Source organism: Pantoea anthophila (assembly GCF_026104315.1).
In the GTDB taxonomy this organism is placed as follows: Bacteria; Pseudomonadota; Gammaproteobacteria; order Enterobacterales; family Enterobacteriaceae; genus Pantoea; species Pantoea anthophila.
Genome location: NZ_CP110473.1, coordinates 786,823 through 801,390 on the forward strand (window position 1 = coordinate 786,823; position 14,568 = coordinate 801,390).

Here is a 14,568-nt window from a genome sequence, read left to right on the forward strand (position 1 = left end):
GGTAACCGGTTAACGGGAAATGGCAACCTGACGCGATGCAGACAGAGCAGCCGCTGCCCCTCAGATAGCGAGAGAGAGCATCAGGAGGCGAGGATTATTGCGGCAACGGCAATAATCCTTTGCGCTTCGCAGGCTATGTCGCTTATCCGGGCTGTGCTGTAATACCCACTGTGACGCAGATCAAATTTTAATAAGCGTCGAGGGGCTGCGTGTCCGCGCGGTTCACCTGCAAATAAGACTGGGAGAGTGTTATGCCTGTTGCATTACTGGCGCTGGCGTTGAGTGCGTTCGCCATCGGAACCACCGAATTTGTCATCATGGGATTGCTGCCTGACGTGGCGCGCGACCTTCAGGTTTCCATTCCGTCGGCGGGCTGGCTGATCAGCGGCTATGCGCTGGGCGTGGCGATCGGTGCGCCGATTATGGCGCTGCTCACCGCCAGACTGCCGCGTAAAAAAACGCTGATTCTGCTGATGGTGATCTTTATTGTCGGCAACCTGCTCTGCGCGCTTGCGTACAACTACAACCTGCTGATGCTGGCACGTATCGTCACCGCGCTCTGTCACGGGGCCTTCTTCGGTATCGGTGCGGTCGTCGCCGCCAGTCTGGTGCCAGCCGGACGTCAGGCCTCCGCTGTCGCCCTGATGTTTACCGGACTGACCCTGGCTAACGTGCTGGGCGTGCCGCTGGGCACCAGCTTCGGTCAGATGTTTGGCTGGCGGGCCACGTTCTGGGGTGTGGCGGTGATCGGTGTGCTGGCCTTTATCGCCCTGATTGTCAGCCTGCCGACAAACAAACAGGAGAAGCCGGTTCATCTGGCGAGTGAAATTGGCGCGCTGGCTAACGGAAAACTGTGGCTCTCTCTGCTGATGACGGTCTGCTTCGCGGCGGCGATGTTTGCGCTGTTCAGCTACATCGCGCCTCTGCTGTTAGAGATCACCGGGATCAGCGACCGCGGCGTCAGCTGGACGCTGTTCCTGATTGGTGCGGGCCTGACGGTGGGGAATATCCTTGGCGGCAAACTGGCCGACTGGAAAGTCTCATTCAGCCTGATCCTCAGTTTTTCGCTGATCGCCATCTTCTCTCTGCTCTTCAGCTGGACCAGCCACGCGCTGTGGCTGGCGGAGATCACCCTGTTCCTCTGGGCGATGGCCACCTTCGCCACGGTACCGGGCCTGCAGATCAACGTGGTCCGTCACGGTAAAGAGGCTCCTAATCTGGTCTCCACCCTGAACATTGCGGCCTTTAACGTGGGCAATGCGCTGGGTGCCTGGGTCGGCGGTGCGGTCATCGGTCGCGGTTATGGCCTGACGGCGGTGCCGGTCGCGGCGGCTGCGCTGGCGCTCATCGGCCTGCTGGTCTGCCTGATGACCTTCCGCAAACCAGGCCACCCGGCTGCCAGCGTCCGCGCCTAAGCCAGGCGAGCGGCGATACGTGCCGGAAAGGCGGTCACCTGCTCCTGCAGATGGCTGACAAAGGCATCGACCAGCGCTGAGGCGGGTCGGTGCCGCGGCCTGACCAGGCTGACGGTAAACGGCACTGCTACGCTGAACTTACGCATCACCAATCCGCTGTCGGCGTAATCCAGCGCCGTCAGCGGATTAACAATCGAAATGCCTGTACCCGCCCTGACCATGGCGCACACCGAGGCTGCGCTGTGCGTCTCTATCACCAGCCGCCGTTCAACCCCCTGCTCCTGAAACAGCGCATCCAGCAGCTGACGATAGCTGTCGCTGCGCGAGAGGCTGACATACCGCTCCCCAGCGAAATCATGCGGCGTCAGCACGGCACGCTGACTCAGGGGATGGTGCTGTGGCAGAACGCACACTTCATCACAGGTCAGCAGGGCGAGACGATCGGTACCGGCCGGGGCGTGCTGGGTTTCGGTTAAACCGATATCGTAGCGCTGTGCTGAGAGCCACTCCTCCAGCAGCGGCGACTCCTGCGGGATCACATTGAGGCTCACGTCGGGGTAACGTGCTAAAAAGGGCTGGCACAGTGGCGGCAGCAGCGACTGAGAAAAAACCGGCAGGCAGGCAATCGACAGCTCGCCCTGACGAAACTGGCGAAGTCCCTCTGCGGCTTCCCGGATGCGATCCAGACCGTACCAGGAGCGCTGCACCTCTTCAAACAGGCGCAATCCCTGCACCGTCGGCTGCAGCCGGCCGCGTACCCGTTCAAACAGTTGTAGTCCCAGCTGCTGCTCCAGCCGCGCCAGCTCCCGGCTCACCGTCGGCTGAGAGGTGTGCAGCAGCGTGGCGGCCTGAGTCAGATTGCCACTGGTCATCACCGCATGAAAAATTTCAATATGCCGCCAGTTGATGTTCGCCATGTCGCCATCCTATATCCATTCTGCATAGATGCTATTAAAACAGATATTTTTCGCTATGGCATGATTCTGGCTTAATGGAACTATCGCCACAGGAGAATTGTCATGCCACGTTCCTTACAGAGTACCGAAACCGCCCTCAACGCCGCTCATCTGCTGCCGCTGGCCCGCCGTTACGCCGGACCTTTCTGGGCCTATGACGCGCAGATTATTCAGGCGCGCATTGCGCAGCTGCAGGCGTTTGACGTCATACGTTTTGCGCAGAAAGCCTGCTCAAATATTCATATCCTGCGCCTGATGCGGGCGGCGGGGGTCAAAGTGGATTCGGTTTCGCTGGGTGAAATCGAACGTGCGCTGGCGGCGGGCTACCAGCCGGGTGGCGATGAGATTGTTTTTACCGCCGATCTGTTTGACCAGCCGACGCTGGAGCGGGTTGCGGCGCTGAAGGTTCCGGTGAACGCCGGTTCAATCGATATGCTGCATCAGCTTGGCGCAGTGTCACCCGGTCACGCAGTGTGGTTGCGGGTCAATCCTGGCTTTGGTCATGGTCACAGCCAGAAAACCAATACCGGCGGCGAAAACAGCAAGCACGGTATCTGGCACGGTGATTTAGCCGCGGCGCTGGCCGCCATTGAGCAGCACGGCCTGCAGCTGGTGGGCATCCATATGCATATCGGTTCGGGCGTCGATTATGCGCACCTGCAGCAGGTCTGCGATGCGATGGTCGGACTGGTTATGGCGTCCGGTCAGGATTTGACGGCAATCTCTGCGGGCGGCGGCCTCTCTATCCCTTATCGCTTTGGCGAAGAGGCGATCGACACCGATCACTATTTCGGCCTGTGGGATGCGGCCCGGCAGCGGATTGCTCAGCATCTGGGGCACGCGGTCAAGCTGGAGATTGAACCGGGCCGTTTCCTGGTGGCTGAGTCAGGTGTGCTGGTCTCTCAGGTGAGAGCGGTTAAGTCGATGGGCAGCCGTCACTTTGTGCTGGTCGATGCCGGTTTCAGTGACCTGATGCGTCCTTCCATGTATGGCAGCTATCACCACATCTCGCTGATGGCGGGTGATGATCGCGCGATTGATGATCGGCAGACGATCGACACCGTCGTCGCGGGGCCGCTGTGTGAGTCGGGCGATGTCTTTACCCAGCTGGAAGGCGGTATGGTAGAACCGCGTGCGATCCCGGCGGCCAGCGTCGGCGACTACCTCGTGTTTCACGACACGGGCGCTTATGGTGCCTCGATGTCCTCAAACTACAACAGCCGTCCGTTAATCCCGGAAGTGCTGTTTGAACAGGGCAAGCCGCGCGAAATCCGCCGTGCGCAGACCATTCAGTCGTTGCTGGCACTGGAGATTGGCGAATAAGCGATACAGTACGACCGGACGGCCTGTACGCAGGCTTACCGCGTCAGCGTTTTTCAGAGGAGAGCGGGAGATGGAGATTGTCTTGCTCAGCGACGCGCCCCACTTTGCCGATCAGATTACGGACTGGCAGTGGCGGGCATTCGGTGAGGCCAGCAGCCGGGCGTTCTTCGCCAGCGTGGTTAACAGCAGCCTGACGGGGGCAGAGTTTCCCGTCACCTTTGTGGCCGTGGAAGCGGGCAGGGCGATCGGTACAGTGGGATTCTGGCGCTGCGATCTGATCAGTCGTCAGGATCTCTTCCCCTGGCTGGCGGCGCTCTATGTGGATGAATCGGCGCGCGGCAGAGGAGTCAGCGAGGCGCTGCAGCAGCACGTTATCGGCTATGCAAAGGCGCGGGGCTTTCCACGCTTGTGGCTCTGGTCGGCGTTCAGAGGGTATTACGAACGGTTTGGCTGGCAGGCGGCGGGAGAGGCGCTGGAGTATCCCGACAAGCCTGTCTCGCTCTACTGCCGCACGCTGTGAGAGAAGCCAGCCGCCTCTGCGGCAGCTGGCAGTCGCACTCAGGGAGCCGGGTAGGTAAAACGACGGTGAATCGCCTCAATCCCTTCCAGAATCTCGGCATTCAGGGTCAGATTGAAGCTGTCGATATTTGTCTGCAGCTGCTCAAGGGTGGTGGCACCCAGCAGCGTGCTGGCGACAAACGGCTGCTGACGCACATAGGCGAGGGCCATCTGCGACGGGTCAATCTGATGCTGTCGGGCCAGCGCCACATACTCAGCAATCGCCTGCTGTGACTGCTCACCGCTGTAGCGGGTGAAGCGGCTGAACAAGGTGTTGCGTGCGCCCGCAGGCTGCGCGCCATTCAGATATTTACCGCTCAGCGTACCAAACGCCAGGCTCGAATAGGCGAGCAGTTCAACGCCCTCATGCTGGCTGATTTCGGCCAGACCCACTTCAAAACTGCGGTTCAGCAGACTGTAGGGGTTCTGAATGCTGACGATGCGCGGCAGCTCATGCTTCTCCGCCAGTTGCAGATAGCGCATCACCCCCCACGCCGTTTCGTTCGAGACCCCGATATAGCGAATCTTTCCTGCCCGCACCTGTTCGGTCAGTGCCTCCAGCGTCTCCAGCAGGGTTACCTGCGCGGTGGTTTCGCTGTACTGATAGCCGAGCTTGCCAAAAAAGTTAGTCTGGCGCTGCGGCCAGTGCAGCTGGTAGAGATCCAGATAGTCGGTGTTCAGCCGTTTCAGGCTGGCGTCGAGGGCGGCACGGATGTTTTTACGATCCAGCGCCATGTCCGGACGGATTGAGGCGTCGTTGCCACGGGAAGGGCCGGCGACTTTACTGGCCAGAATGATTTTGTCGCGGCTGCCGCGCTGTTTCAGCCAGCTGCCAATGTATTGTTCGGTCAGACCCTGGGTTTCCGGGCGCGGTGGCACCGGATACATCTCGGCAGTATCAATAAAGTTGATGCCGGAACGGATAGCCAAATCCAGTTGAGCATGCGCGTCAGCTTCGCTGTTCTGTTCGCCGAACGTCATGGTGCCCAACCCCAGCTGACTCACTTCCAGCGTGCTGTGGGGAATACGATGATAGTGCATTGCCAGCTTCCTTTTCTTTATCGGGAATAGAGCGAATGGAATGTTGTGTCCTGAGGGACTATAGCGCGAGCCATGGCGGGGAAGGAAGGGGGAAAAATCGGGGAAATCATCTGCCAGCGCAGAATGGGTGGCAGATGATTAAATCAGGCACTTAACGTTCAATGATCGTTGAAACCTCATCGCTGTTAATCTGCACTGCGTGACCTGACTGATCGGTGTATTCCACCAGGCCGGTCTCTTTATCAATGCTCGGCTTGCCTTCGGTCATAATCATGCGGCCATCTTTGGTCGCCATCACATAATCTGAACTGCATCCGCTTAATAACGCTGCGGTTATCACTACCGCTGCTAATCCTGCCAGCCCTTTCATCACGCCTTCCCCTCACAAATCGTCAAGTGCAAAAAGTGTAGTAATAAATGGTTTTGCCGGCAGGATTAATCGCAGAATTCTGAAAATATCCGGGCGAGCAGGCTCGCCCTTGACTTTATCAGGCGGGCTTTTTCTTACTGCGCATCAGGTTAAGGCACTCAACCGCCATTGAGAAGAACATGGCGAAATAGATGTAACCTTTTGGTACGTGGACCGCAAAACTCTCCAGAATCAGGGTAAAACCGACCAGAATTAGGAAAGAGAGGGCCAGCATTTTCACTGACGGATGGCGATCGACAAACTCACCGATAACCCGCGCCGCGAACATCATCAGCAGCACCGCGATCACGACTGCCGCCATCATAATGAAGAGATGATCGGAGAGGCCGATGGCGGTGATAACGGAGTCCAGGCTGAAAATAATGTCGAGCATCATGATCTGCACAATCGCGCCGAGGAAGGAGTGAACGCGGGTATTGTGTTCCCCTTCGCTGCCTTCAATCGTTTCATGGATCTCCATGCTCGATTTCCACAGCAGGAAAAGGCCACCGAACAGCAGGATCAGATCGCGCGCCGAGAAGGGGTGATCCAGCAGCGTAAACAGCGGATTAGTCAGACGGGCAACCCACGCGATTGAGGCCAGTAAGGCCAGACGCATCAGCATCGCGCCCATCAGGCCAATGCGACGGGCGCTGGCCTGCTGGTGTTTAGGCAGTTTCGCGACCACCAGTGACAGGAAAATGATGTTATCAATACCCAGCACCACCTCAAGGATGGTCAGGGTACCCAGCGCCAGCCAGGCGTTGGGATCGGAAATCCACTCAAACATACCGACATTCAATCCTAAACGAAAAGTAAACGGCGATTATACGCAATGGCTGCGCCGATCACCCACAAAATTGCGACATTTCCGCCAGGGCGGTGGAGTTCAGAGGAGAAAATGACGCGCCAGCAGGGGGCCGGTGAAACTTTTCTTCAGATAGAAACCGCGCGGCAGGGTCATGATCGGCTGGCCCTGATCGCCAATGCCCTCCGTCAGCGCTTTACTGTTGGCGGCCTTGGGTCGAATCTGCAGCCAGGCGCCATGCCGGGCGGTGATCTGCTCAACGCGACCCAGCACGATCATATCCATCAGCTCCTCCCAGTCCTGACGCAGCATCTCCTCCTCCTCTGCATCGGGGCTCCACAACAGCGGCGCGCCGACACGGCGATGCCGCAGTGGAATCTCACGCTCGCCCTCTACCGGGATCCATAACACCCGCGCCAGCTTGTGCCGCACGTGGCTGTTCGACCAGGTCACGCCGCTGTTACCGGTCAGGGGGGCGACGCAGACAAAGGTGGTTTCCAGCGGTTTGCCCTGTGCATCAATCGGAATAGTTTTCAGTTCGATACCCAGATGGGCAAAGTCCTGCTCCGCTTTGCTGCCTGCGCTGGCACCCAGATGCCACTCCAGCAGCATCCCGACCCAGCCTTTATCGCGTTTAAGATCGGCAGGCATGGGCAGCCCGGCGCGAGCGGCCAGCGTTTCCAGTGTTAATCCGGCTAACTCCTGCGCCCGGGCCAGCAGGCTGGCTTCATTTTCAGGCGGGCCTGGTGGGTGACTCATGTTGATAACTCTTGCTGGTTAAAATTTGAACAATAAAAAGAGGGTAACCTGTGCGGCTGAAATAAACCCTATCGGGCTTCGATAATAACATGATAGATCGTGCTTTTTTTAGTGGATCCGCATGATGTCACCCTCAGGCTGCCAGGGTTATCCCGGCTTACCCGCAACAATGAACAGGATCTCCAGCCCGGTTATCCACAGAAAAATGGGATAACCCCCTTCCCGATGCGGTACTGGTTCCATTTACAGCCTTGACTTTTCACGATCTGACCATAATTTCGTCGCTCTGGCCTAACCCTGAGCGATTCTCTGTGGATAAAAAGGGGTGTGGTGATATTTTAACCGATTGTCAGCGGGCGTGAATTTATCCGCCTGCCAGGAAACGCATTAACGTGGCGAACTTAAAGTTATTATTTTTTAAATCAAAGACATAAAATGCGGCCTCTTTTCAGCGGTTCAGAGTGCGCTGAAAAGGTTATTCAGTTAACTCCCGTGTTCTGCACAAAGCTATCCACAGAAAAGGTGAATAAGATCGATCATTTTTCTGATTACTGTTCATAACTTTACCATTTTCTGTGAGTTATCCCGACAGAGACGGCGCAACCCCCCATGAATCCAGTGGTTTACCGCCTGTAAGGAGTGTGAAACAATCAGCTTATTCAAATTTTGCTTTGAGGTAGTCCGGTGATCGATGATGATGGCTACCGCCCGAATGTTGGTATCGTAATCTGTAACCGGCAGGGACAAGTGTTATGGGCCAGGCGCTTTGGACAGCACTCCTGGCAATTTCCTCAGGGAGGCATCAATCCCGGTGAAACCGCAGAACAGGCGATGTATCGCGAACTGTTTGAAGAGGTCGGATTGCACCGGAAAGATGTCCGAATACTTGCCTCTACCCGTAACTGGCTGCGTTACAAGTTGCCAAAACGTTTGGTGCGTTGGGACACAAAGCCGGTATGTATCGGCCAGAAACAAAAGTGGTTTCTTCTGCAGTTAATGTGTAATGACGCGGATATCAATGTGCAGCACAGCAGCACGCCGGAGTTCGATGGCTGGCGCTGGGTCAGTTTCTGGTATCCGGTGCGTCAGGTTGTCTCCTTTAAACGCGACGTCTACCGCCGGGTGATGAAGGAATTCGCTGGCGTGGTGATGTCTATGCAGGAGAGTGCGGGGCAGCGAAACAATCCTGCCCATCGACGTAAGAGAGGATAGGCCACGCCCTTTATGCTCACTCAGTTGCGCGAAATTGTAGAAAAAGTGGCGAGTGCGCCGCGTCTCAATGAAGCACTCGACATTCTGGTCAATGAGATCTGTCTGGCGATGGAAACGGAAGTCTGTTCCGTTTACCTCGCCGACCACGATCGTCGCTGCTATTACCTGATGGCGACGCGCGGACTCAAAAAACCGCGTGGCCGCACTGTGACGCTGGCGTTTGACGAGGGGATCGTCGGTTTAGTGGGCCGTCTGGCCGAGCCGATTAACCTTGCGGACGCCCAGAGCCACCCCAGCTTCAAATATATCCCCGCAGTGAAAGAGGAGCGCTATCGCTCCTTCCTCGGCGTGCCCATTATCAGCCGCCGTCAGCTTCTTGGCGTGCTGGTGGTGCAGCAGCGCGAACACCGTCAGTTTGATGAAAGCGAAGAGTCGTTTCTGGTCACCCTGGCGACCCAGATGGCGGCGTTGCTGTCGCAGTCTCAGATGGGTCAGCTGTTTGGTCAGTTCCGGCAGACGCGGGTGCGCGCGATTGCGGCCGCGCCTGGCGTGGCGGTGGCACCAGGCTGGGTCGATGAGACGCAGCCGCTGCTCGATCAGGTTTCCGCCGCCTCCACGCTGGATGTGCAGCGTGAGCGTGAGCGACTGTCGATCGCCATGACCGAGGCCGCGAGTGAGTTTCGCCGCTTCAGTAAACGGTTCAGCGCCAGCGCACAGAAAGAGAGCGCGGCCATTTTCGACCTCTACTCCCACCTGCTGACCGATGCCCGACTAAAGAAAGATCTGTTCGATGAGATCGAACGCGGATCGGTCGCCGAGTGGGCGGTCAGACAGGTGATCGAGAAGTTTGCTAAGCAGTTCGCCAGCCTGACGGATAACTATCTGCGTGAACGCGCAGGCGATCTGCGGGTGCTGGGCCAGCGTCTGCTGTTTCACCTTGATGACTCGCTGGTCGGCACCAATGCCTGGCCGGAACGCTTCGTACTGGTGGCCGATGAGCTGACCGCAACGACCCTGGCTGAGCTGCCGCAGGAGCGGCTGGCAGGCGTGGTGGTGCGGGATGGTGCAGCCAACTCCCATGCGGCGATCCTGACCCGGGCGATGGGGATCCCGACCGTGATGGGCGCGGATATCCAGCCGCATCAGCTCAACAAACGTCTGCTGATTGTCGATGGCTATCGCGGTGAGCTGCTGATCGATCCGGAGCCGGTGCTGGTGCAGGAGTATCAGCGCCTGATCAGCGAAGAGAATGCGCTGAGCAGGATGGCGGAAGGGGTTGTCGATCAGCCGGGCGAACTGAAAAGTGGCGAGCGGGTGCAGGTGATGCTCAATGCCGGATTAAGCCCGGAGCATGAGCAGGCGCTCGGCAGCTGGGTGGATGGCATCGGGCTCTATCGCACCGAAATTCCGTTTATGCTGCAGAACGGTTTCCCGTCGGAAGAGGAGCAGGTGGCGCAGTATCAGGGCATGCTGCAGCTGTTTCACAACAAGCCGGTCACGCTGCGAACGCTGGACGTCGGGGCGGATAAGCAGCTGCCCTATATGCCGATCAGTGAAGAGAACCCCTGCCTGGGCTGGCGCGGCATCCGCCTGACGCTCGATCAGCCAGAAATTTTTCTGGTGCAGGTGCGCGCCATGCTGCGTGCCAATGCGGCATCCGGCAATCTCAGCATTCTGCTGCCGATGATCAGTCACATCGATGAGATCGACGACGCGAAACGGCTGATCGATCGCGCCGGTCGCGAAGTGGAGGAGATGCTGGGCTACCCGATCCCCGCGCCGCGCATTGGGGTGATGATCGAAGTGCCTTCCATGCTGTTTATGATTCCGCATCTGGCGTCGCGGATCGATTTTATCTCGGTCGGCACCAACGACCTGACGCAGTATCTGCTGGCGGTAGACCGCAACAATACCCGCGTCGCGAACCTGTACGACTCGCTGCATCCGGCGATGCTGCGCGCGCTGAATGCCATCGCGCAGGAAGCCCGTCTCGCGAATCTTGAACTGTGTTTGTGTGGTGAAATGGCAGGCGATCCGATGTGCGTGGCGCTGCTGGTCGGGCTGGGGTATCGCCATCTCAGCATGAACGGTAAAAACGTCCCGCGGGTGAAATATCTGCTGCGTCATCTGGATCACGAAGAAACGCAGAAGCTCAGCGAGCAGGGAATGAATGCGCATACCGCCACCGAAGTGCGCCACCTGGTATCGGCCTTTATGGAGCGGCGCGGCTTAGGTGGCCTGATTCGCGGCGGGCGCTAAGCGCCATCCTGACAGGCTGAATTTTCGTCCTGTTCCGGACGGGTGCTCACGCTCTTCACGTTCTGCCTCTGCGCGTTATTCGTGTTTACATTTGCACGACAATTCAAAAAACCGGCTGTGCTATGATGCGCAGCCTTAATTTATGTGCCTGACAACGCCCCTTTTCAGGGTAGAAAAATAGACGGTGAAAGATGAATAACGGCTATATTGCATTTCCGCAGTTCGATCCGGTGATCTTCTCGATTGGACCGGTTTCGCTTCACTGGTACGGTCTGATGTATCTGGTGGGCTTTGTTTTCGCCATGTGGCTGGCGGTACGCCGTGCTAACAAACCTGGCAGCGGCTGGAAAAAAGAGGAAGTTGAGAACCTGCTTTACGCGGGTTTCCTGGGCGTCTTCCTGGGTGGACGCATTGGATATGTGCTGTTCTACAACCTGCCGCTTTTCCTGGAAAATCCCCTCTATCTGTTCAAAGTCTGGGATGGCGGCATGTCATTCCACGGCGGCCTGATCGGGGTGATCGTGGTGATGCTGATTTTTGCCCGCCGGACTAAACGTAATTTCTTCCAGGTCTCCGACTTTATTGCACCGCTGATCCCGTTTGGTCTGGGTGCCGGGCGTCTCGGTAACTTCATCAACGGCGAACTCTGGGGTCGTGTCGATCCAAACTTCCGCTATGCGATGCTGTTCCCCGGCTCCCGCAGCGAAGATGTGGCACTGGCCGCCACCAATCCGCAATATCAGGCGCTGCTCAACACCTACGGCGTGCTGCCACGTCATGCCTCGCAGCTGTATGAGCTGGCGCTGGAAGGGGTGGTGCTGTTCATCATCCTGAACCTGTTTATCCGTAAACCCCGTCCGATGGGCAGCGTGTCTGGCCTGTTCCTGATCGGCTATGGCGCATTCCGCATTATCGTTGAGTTCTTCCGCCAGCCGGATGCTCAGCTGGGCCTGTTTGAAGGCGGTATCAGTATGGGACAGATCCTCTCTGTGCCGATGATTATTGCCGGTATAATCATGATGATCTGGGCGTATCGTCGTCGCCCGCAGCCACAATTTCGCGAGGAAAAATGAAACAGTATCTGGATTTAATGCAGCATGTGCTGAACGAAGGCACGCCAAAAGCTGACCGTACCGGCACCGGTACGCTTTCAATTTTTGGTCACCAGATGCGTTTCAATCTGCAGGATGGTTTTCCGCTGGTCACCACCAAGAAATGCCACATCCGCTCGATCATTCATGAGCTGCTGTGGTTCCTGAAAGGGGACACCAACATCGGTTATCTGAAAGATAACAAGGTCTCCATCTGGGATGAGTGGGCCGATGAGCAGGGCGATCTCGGCCCGGTGTATGGCAAACAGTGGCGCAGCTGGGGGACGGCCAGCGGTCAGGAAATTGACCAGTTAAGCCAGGTGATGGAGCAGCTGAAGCGCGATCCCGACTCCCGCCGGATCATCGTTTCAGCCTGGAACGTCGGCGAACTGAGCCAGATGGCGCTGGCACCCTGCCATGCTTTCTTCCAGTTCTATGTGGCGAACGGCAAGCTCTCCTGCCAGCTCTATCAGCGTTCGTGCGACATTTTCCTGGGCCTGCCGTTTAATATCGCCAGCTATGCGCTGCTGGTGCATATGGTGGCGCAGCAGTGCGAACTGGAGGTGGGCGACTTCGTCTGGACCGGCGGTGACACGCACCTCTACAGCAATCATCTGGAGCAGGCGCGTCTGCAGCTGACCCGTGAACCGCGCCCGCTGCCGAAGCTTGTTATCAAACGCAAACCGGCGTCACTGTTTGACTATCAGTTCGACGATTTTGAGATTGAAGGCTACGATCCGCATCCTGCGATCAAAGCCCCCGTCGCCATCTGACCCGCGATAAACATCAAGCCCTGGCGCACTCCGCCGGGGCTTTTTTTTGCCTGTTGTCCGGAACATCTGCGGCATCGCGCGCACGCTTCCTGAGATTGTCTGTCTGTCACGCCGGTTCTCTGCGACAGCCTCTCCAGCCCGTGACGCTGCGGCTTGTCTCACCCGCTCATTCCCGCCAGTCTGATGCCATGAAAAGTGCAAACGTTCGGGGTTTTACCCTGCCGGAGCTGCTGCTGGTGATGGTGATTGCCGGCATGCTGAGCCTTGCCGCACTGCATGGCTGGCAGCGCTGGCAGCAGCGGCAGCAACTGCGCGACAGCGCACAGCAACTGCAGGGCTTCCTGTTGCGGCTGCGTGCGCAGGCCAACCGGCAAAACCGTGACCTAATCCTGTGGTCGCAGCCGGGCAGCCCATGGTGTATCGGGGCAGGCCGCCTGCCTGCGGCCGGTTGTGAAGGGGGAAAACGGCTCCATTTCATCGCTCCCCATGCCGGAGTTACGCTGCATGGGCTGCGCGGTGAACCGGGCTTCTATGGTCGTCGTAATGTCGCCAGGGCGGGCAGCATTGAGCTGGGCAATGCTGCCGGGCGCATCTGGCTGATTATCTCCGCCAGAGCCCGTATTCGTCTTTGCCTGAACGATGAGGAGAACTGCCGTTGAAAGTCGCCGGATTCAGCCTGCCGGAGATGCTGGTCGCCCTGGCCATCAGCGCGGTCGTGATGCTGAGTGCCGGGCGGCTTCTGCCGCGGCTGCTGACAGAGAACGCCGGGATGCTGCAGCGGGCACAACTGCGTCAGGAGTTACAGCAGATGATGGCTACCCTGGAAAAGGCGGTGCGGCGTGCCGGTTACTGTCACGGCGAGTGCGGCAGTGGCGCACTCACTCTGCAGGAGAACTGCCTGCTGCTGCGCTGGGATGAAAACAGCAATGGAAGGTGGGAAGGGGTCGGCCATGCCGAAAGTGACTATTACGGCTATCGCCTGCGACAGCAGCAGCTGGAGATGCAGCGGGGTGTGGACCAGTGTCAGTCTGCGGGCTGGGAGCGGCTCTCCGACCCCGCGTTTATGCGCGTGGAGCAGTTCAGCGTCAGCCGGCAGGGCGGACAGATCAGGATCATGCTGCAGGGGCGGGCCGGACGCTGGCACGAAATGACAGAGCGCTGGGTAGAAGGAGAGAACCTGTGAAGCAGCGAGGCAGCAGCGCGCTGGGCATGGTTCTGATGATCATGGTGATGGGCAGCGTGGCGCTGCACGCCAGCCGCAGGCTGTCAGAGCAGGGTATGCGCGTGCTGGCGGATGAACAGCAGTTTATCCAGGATTTCTGGCGGGCGCAGTCTGCGCTGCAATGGGGCTTAACGCTGAGCTGGTCAGCGCATGCGGATTCAGGCTGTCAGCAGGAGGCGCATCAGGGCTGGATCAGCTGCCTGCAACGGAGTGAAAAAGATGAAGGTCTGCTTAAAGGGGAAGCCAGCGGCAGTGGCATGGCGGTCTGGCAGTGGGTCCGGTTACGGGACAATCAGATCCGCGCGTTGCCGCACGGCTGGATTGACTACTGCCCGCTCACACCTCCCGCCGCCTGTCTGTAAAGGCGCAGCCTTCTCCCTGCCAGAGGTGTTATTTGCTCTGTTGTTAATGGCATTAAGCAGCAGCACGCTGTTGCACTATCATCGCGCTCTGGCGCGGGGATTCAGTCAGCAGTGGGCGCAGCAGGAGGCCTGGTACGTCGCTGAACAGCGCCTGGCGGGGCATGAGGTTGCGGGCTGGCAATCCACACTGCAACAGCAGCCGGGGCCCGCGGGCTGCATACTGGAACGGGCCGACGTCACCGGTCCCTTCGGGCGTCATGCCTCCCTGAGTAGACTGCGATGTTAACGCCTGCGGGACGCCCTTTTGATGGGTTTCAACAGCGATACGCGGTAAAGTGACAGGGCCGCAATACCGCAGTCATGTTCTGAGTTACCACAGG

The 14,568-nt window shown here is 58.3% G+C and carries 16 protein-coding genes; 11 read left to right on the forward strand and 5 right to left on the reverse strand.

The annotated features are described in order from the left end of the window. The first annotated feature begins 251 nt into the window (after nt 1-251). Nucleotides 252-1,415 (forward strand): MFS transporter, encoded by a 1,164-nt coding sequence (locus tag OJ965_RS06305; protein ID WP_265138339.1) that lies wholly within the window; start codon nt 252-254, stop codon nt 1,413-1,415. On the opposite strand, the gene OJ965_RS06310 is transcribed toward OJ965_RS06305, so the two are convergent. Continuing rightward, nucleotides 1,412-2,332, reverse strand: coding sequence for a LysR family transcriptional regulator (locus tag OJ965_RS06310; RefSeq protein WP_009087056.1), 921 nt, complete (start codon nt 2,330-2,332; stop codon nt 1,412-1,414). The two genes, OJ965_RS06305 and OJ965_RS06310, sit on opposite strands and share 4 nt — an antisense overlap. 102 nt (nt 2,333-2,434) lie before the next feature. Between OJ965_RS06310 and lysA the strand changes: the two genes are divergently transcribed. Together lysA and OJ965_RS06320 are read left to right on the forward strand one after the other, a co-directional pair. Then, nucleotides 2,435-3,694, forward strand: coding sequence for a diaminopimelate decarboxylase (gene lysA, locus OJ965_RS06315; protein WP_265138342.1), 1,260 nt, complete (start codon nt 2,435-2,437; stop codon nt 3,692-3,694). Between the two features lie 70 nt (nt 3,695-3,764). Next, nucleotides 3,765-4,214: a GNAT family N-acetyltransferase gene (locus OJ965_RS06320; protein WP_111208378.1), complete on the forward strand. Its 450-nt coding sequence runs from the start codon at nt 3,765-3,767 to the stop codon at nt 4,212-4,214. A 38-nt stretch (nt 4,215-4,252) separates the two neighbouring features. Here the strand turns inward: OJ965_RS06320 and OJ965_RS06325 are convergent, their stop codons facing one another. The 4 genes from OJ965_RS06325 to mutH all read right to left on the reverse strand — a co-directional run bounded on the left by OJ965_RS06325 (nt 4,253) and on the right by mutH (nt 7,269). Beyond that, a complete protein-coding gene (locus tag OJ965_RS06325) occupies nt 4,253-5,293 on the reverse strand; it encodes an NADP(H)-dependent aldo-keto reductase (protein WP_009087049.1) in 1,041 nt (346 codons plus the stop codon). A gap of 151 nt (nt 5,294-5,444) precedes the next feature. Further along, nucleotides 5,445-5,663, reverse strand: a complete 219-nt coding sequence (locus tag OJ965_RS06330) for a YgdI/YgdR family lipoprotein (protein ID WP_009087047.1) — start codon at nt 5,661-5,663, stop codon at nt 5,445-5,447. A gap of 118 nt (nt 5,664-5,781) precedes the next feature. Beyond that, nucleotides 5,782-6,492 (reverse strand): TerC family protein, encoded by a 711-nt coding sequence (locus OJ965_RS06335; RefSeq protein ID WP_009087045.1) that lies wholly within the window; start codon nt 6,490-6,492, stop codon nt 5,782-5,784. Nucleotides 6,493-6,591: 99 nt separating this feature from the next. Then, nucleotides 6,592-7,269, reverse strand: coding sequence for a DNA mismatch repair endonuclease MutH (gene mutH / locus OJ965_RS06340; RefSeq protein ID WP_058958022.1), 678 nt, complete (start codon nt 7,267-7,269; stop codon nt 6,592-6,594). A 684-nt stretch (nt 7,270-7,953) separates the two neighbouring features. On the opposite strand from mutH, the gene rppH reads away from it, so the two are divergent. From rppH to OJ965_RS06380, 8 genes are all read left to right on the forward strand, one after another. Beyond that, a complete protein-coding gene (gene rppH, locus OJ965_RS06345) occupies nt 7,954-8,481 on the forward strand; it encodes an RNA pyrophosphohydrolase (RefSeq protein ID WP_009087042.1) in 528 nt (175 codons plus the stop codon). 12 nt (nt 8,482-8,493) lie between these two features. Beyond that, nucleotides 8,494-10,740 (forward strand): phosphoenolpyruvate--protein phosphotransferase, encoded by a 2,247-nt coding sequence (ptsP, locus tag OJ965_RS06350; RefSeq protein ID WP_111208380.1) that lies wholly within the window; start codon nt 8,494-8,496, stop codon nt 10,738-10,740. A 191-nt stretch (nt 10,741-10,931) separates the two neighbouring features. Beyond that, on the forward strand, nt 10,932-11,813 hold the full coding sequence (gene lgt, locus OJ965_RS06355; protein ID WP_009087037.1) for a prolipoprotein diacylglyceryl transferase: 882 nt from the start codon (nt 10,932-10,934) through the stop codon (nt 11,811-11,813). Then, complete coding sequence (gene thyA / locus OJ965_RS06360; protein WP_265138363.1) at nt 11,810-12,604, forward strand: thymidylate synthase; 795 nt, start codon at nt 11,810-11,812, stop codon at nt 12,602-12,604. Before lgt ends, thyA begins: the two co-directional genes overlap by 4 nt. 188 nt (nt 12,605-12,792) lie before the next feature. Beyond that, entirely contained in the window at nt 12,793-13,263 is a 471-nt protein-coding gene (locus OJ965_RS06365) for a prepilin-type N-terminal cleavage/methylation domain-containing protein (RefSeq protein WP_167429175.1), read from the forward strand. Then, nucleotides 13,260-13,787 (forward strand): prepilin peptidase-dependent protein, encoded by a 528-nt coding sequence (locus tag OJ965_RS06370; protein WP_265138366.1) that lies wholly within the window; start codon nt 13,260-13,262, stop codon nt 13,785-13,787. Before OJ965_RS06365 ends, OJ965_RS06370 begins: the two co-directional genes overlap by 4 nt. Then, entirely contained in the window at nt 13,784-14,188 is a 405-nt protein-coding gene (locus OJ965_RS06375) for a DUF2509 family protein (RefSeq protein WP_009087030.1), read from the forward strand. The genes OJ965_RS06370 and OJ965_RS06375 overlap by 4 nt, the downstream gene beginning before the upstream one ends. Before the next feature lie 46 nt (nt 14,189-14,234). Beyond that, nucleotides 14,235-14,474 (forward strand): prepilin-type N-terminal cleavage/methylation domain-containing protein, encoded by a 240-nt coding sequence (locus tag OJ965_RS06380; RefSeq protein ID WP_265139257.1) that lies wholly within the window; start codon nt 14,235-14,237, stop codon nt 14,472-14,474. Nucleotides 14,475-14,568 lie beyond the last annotated feature (94 nt).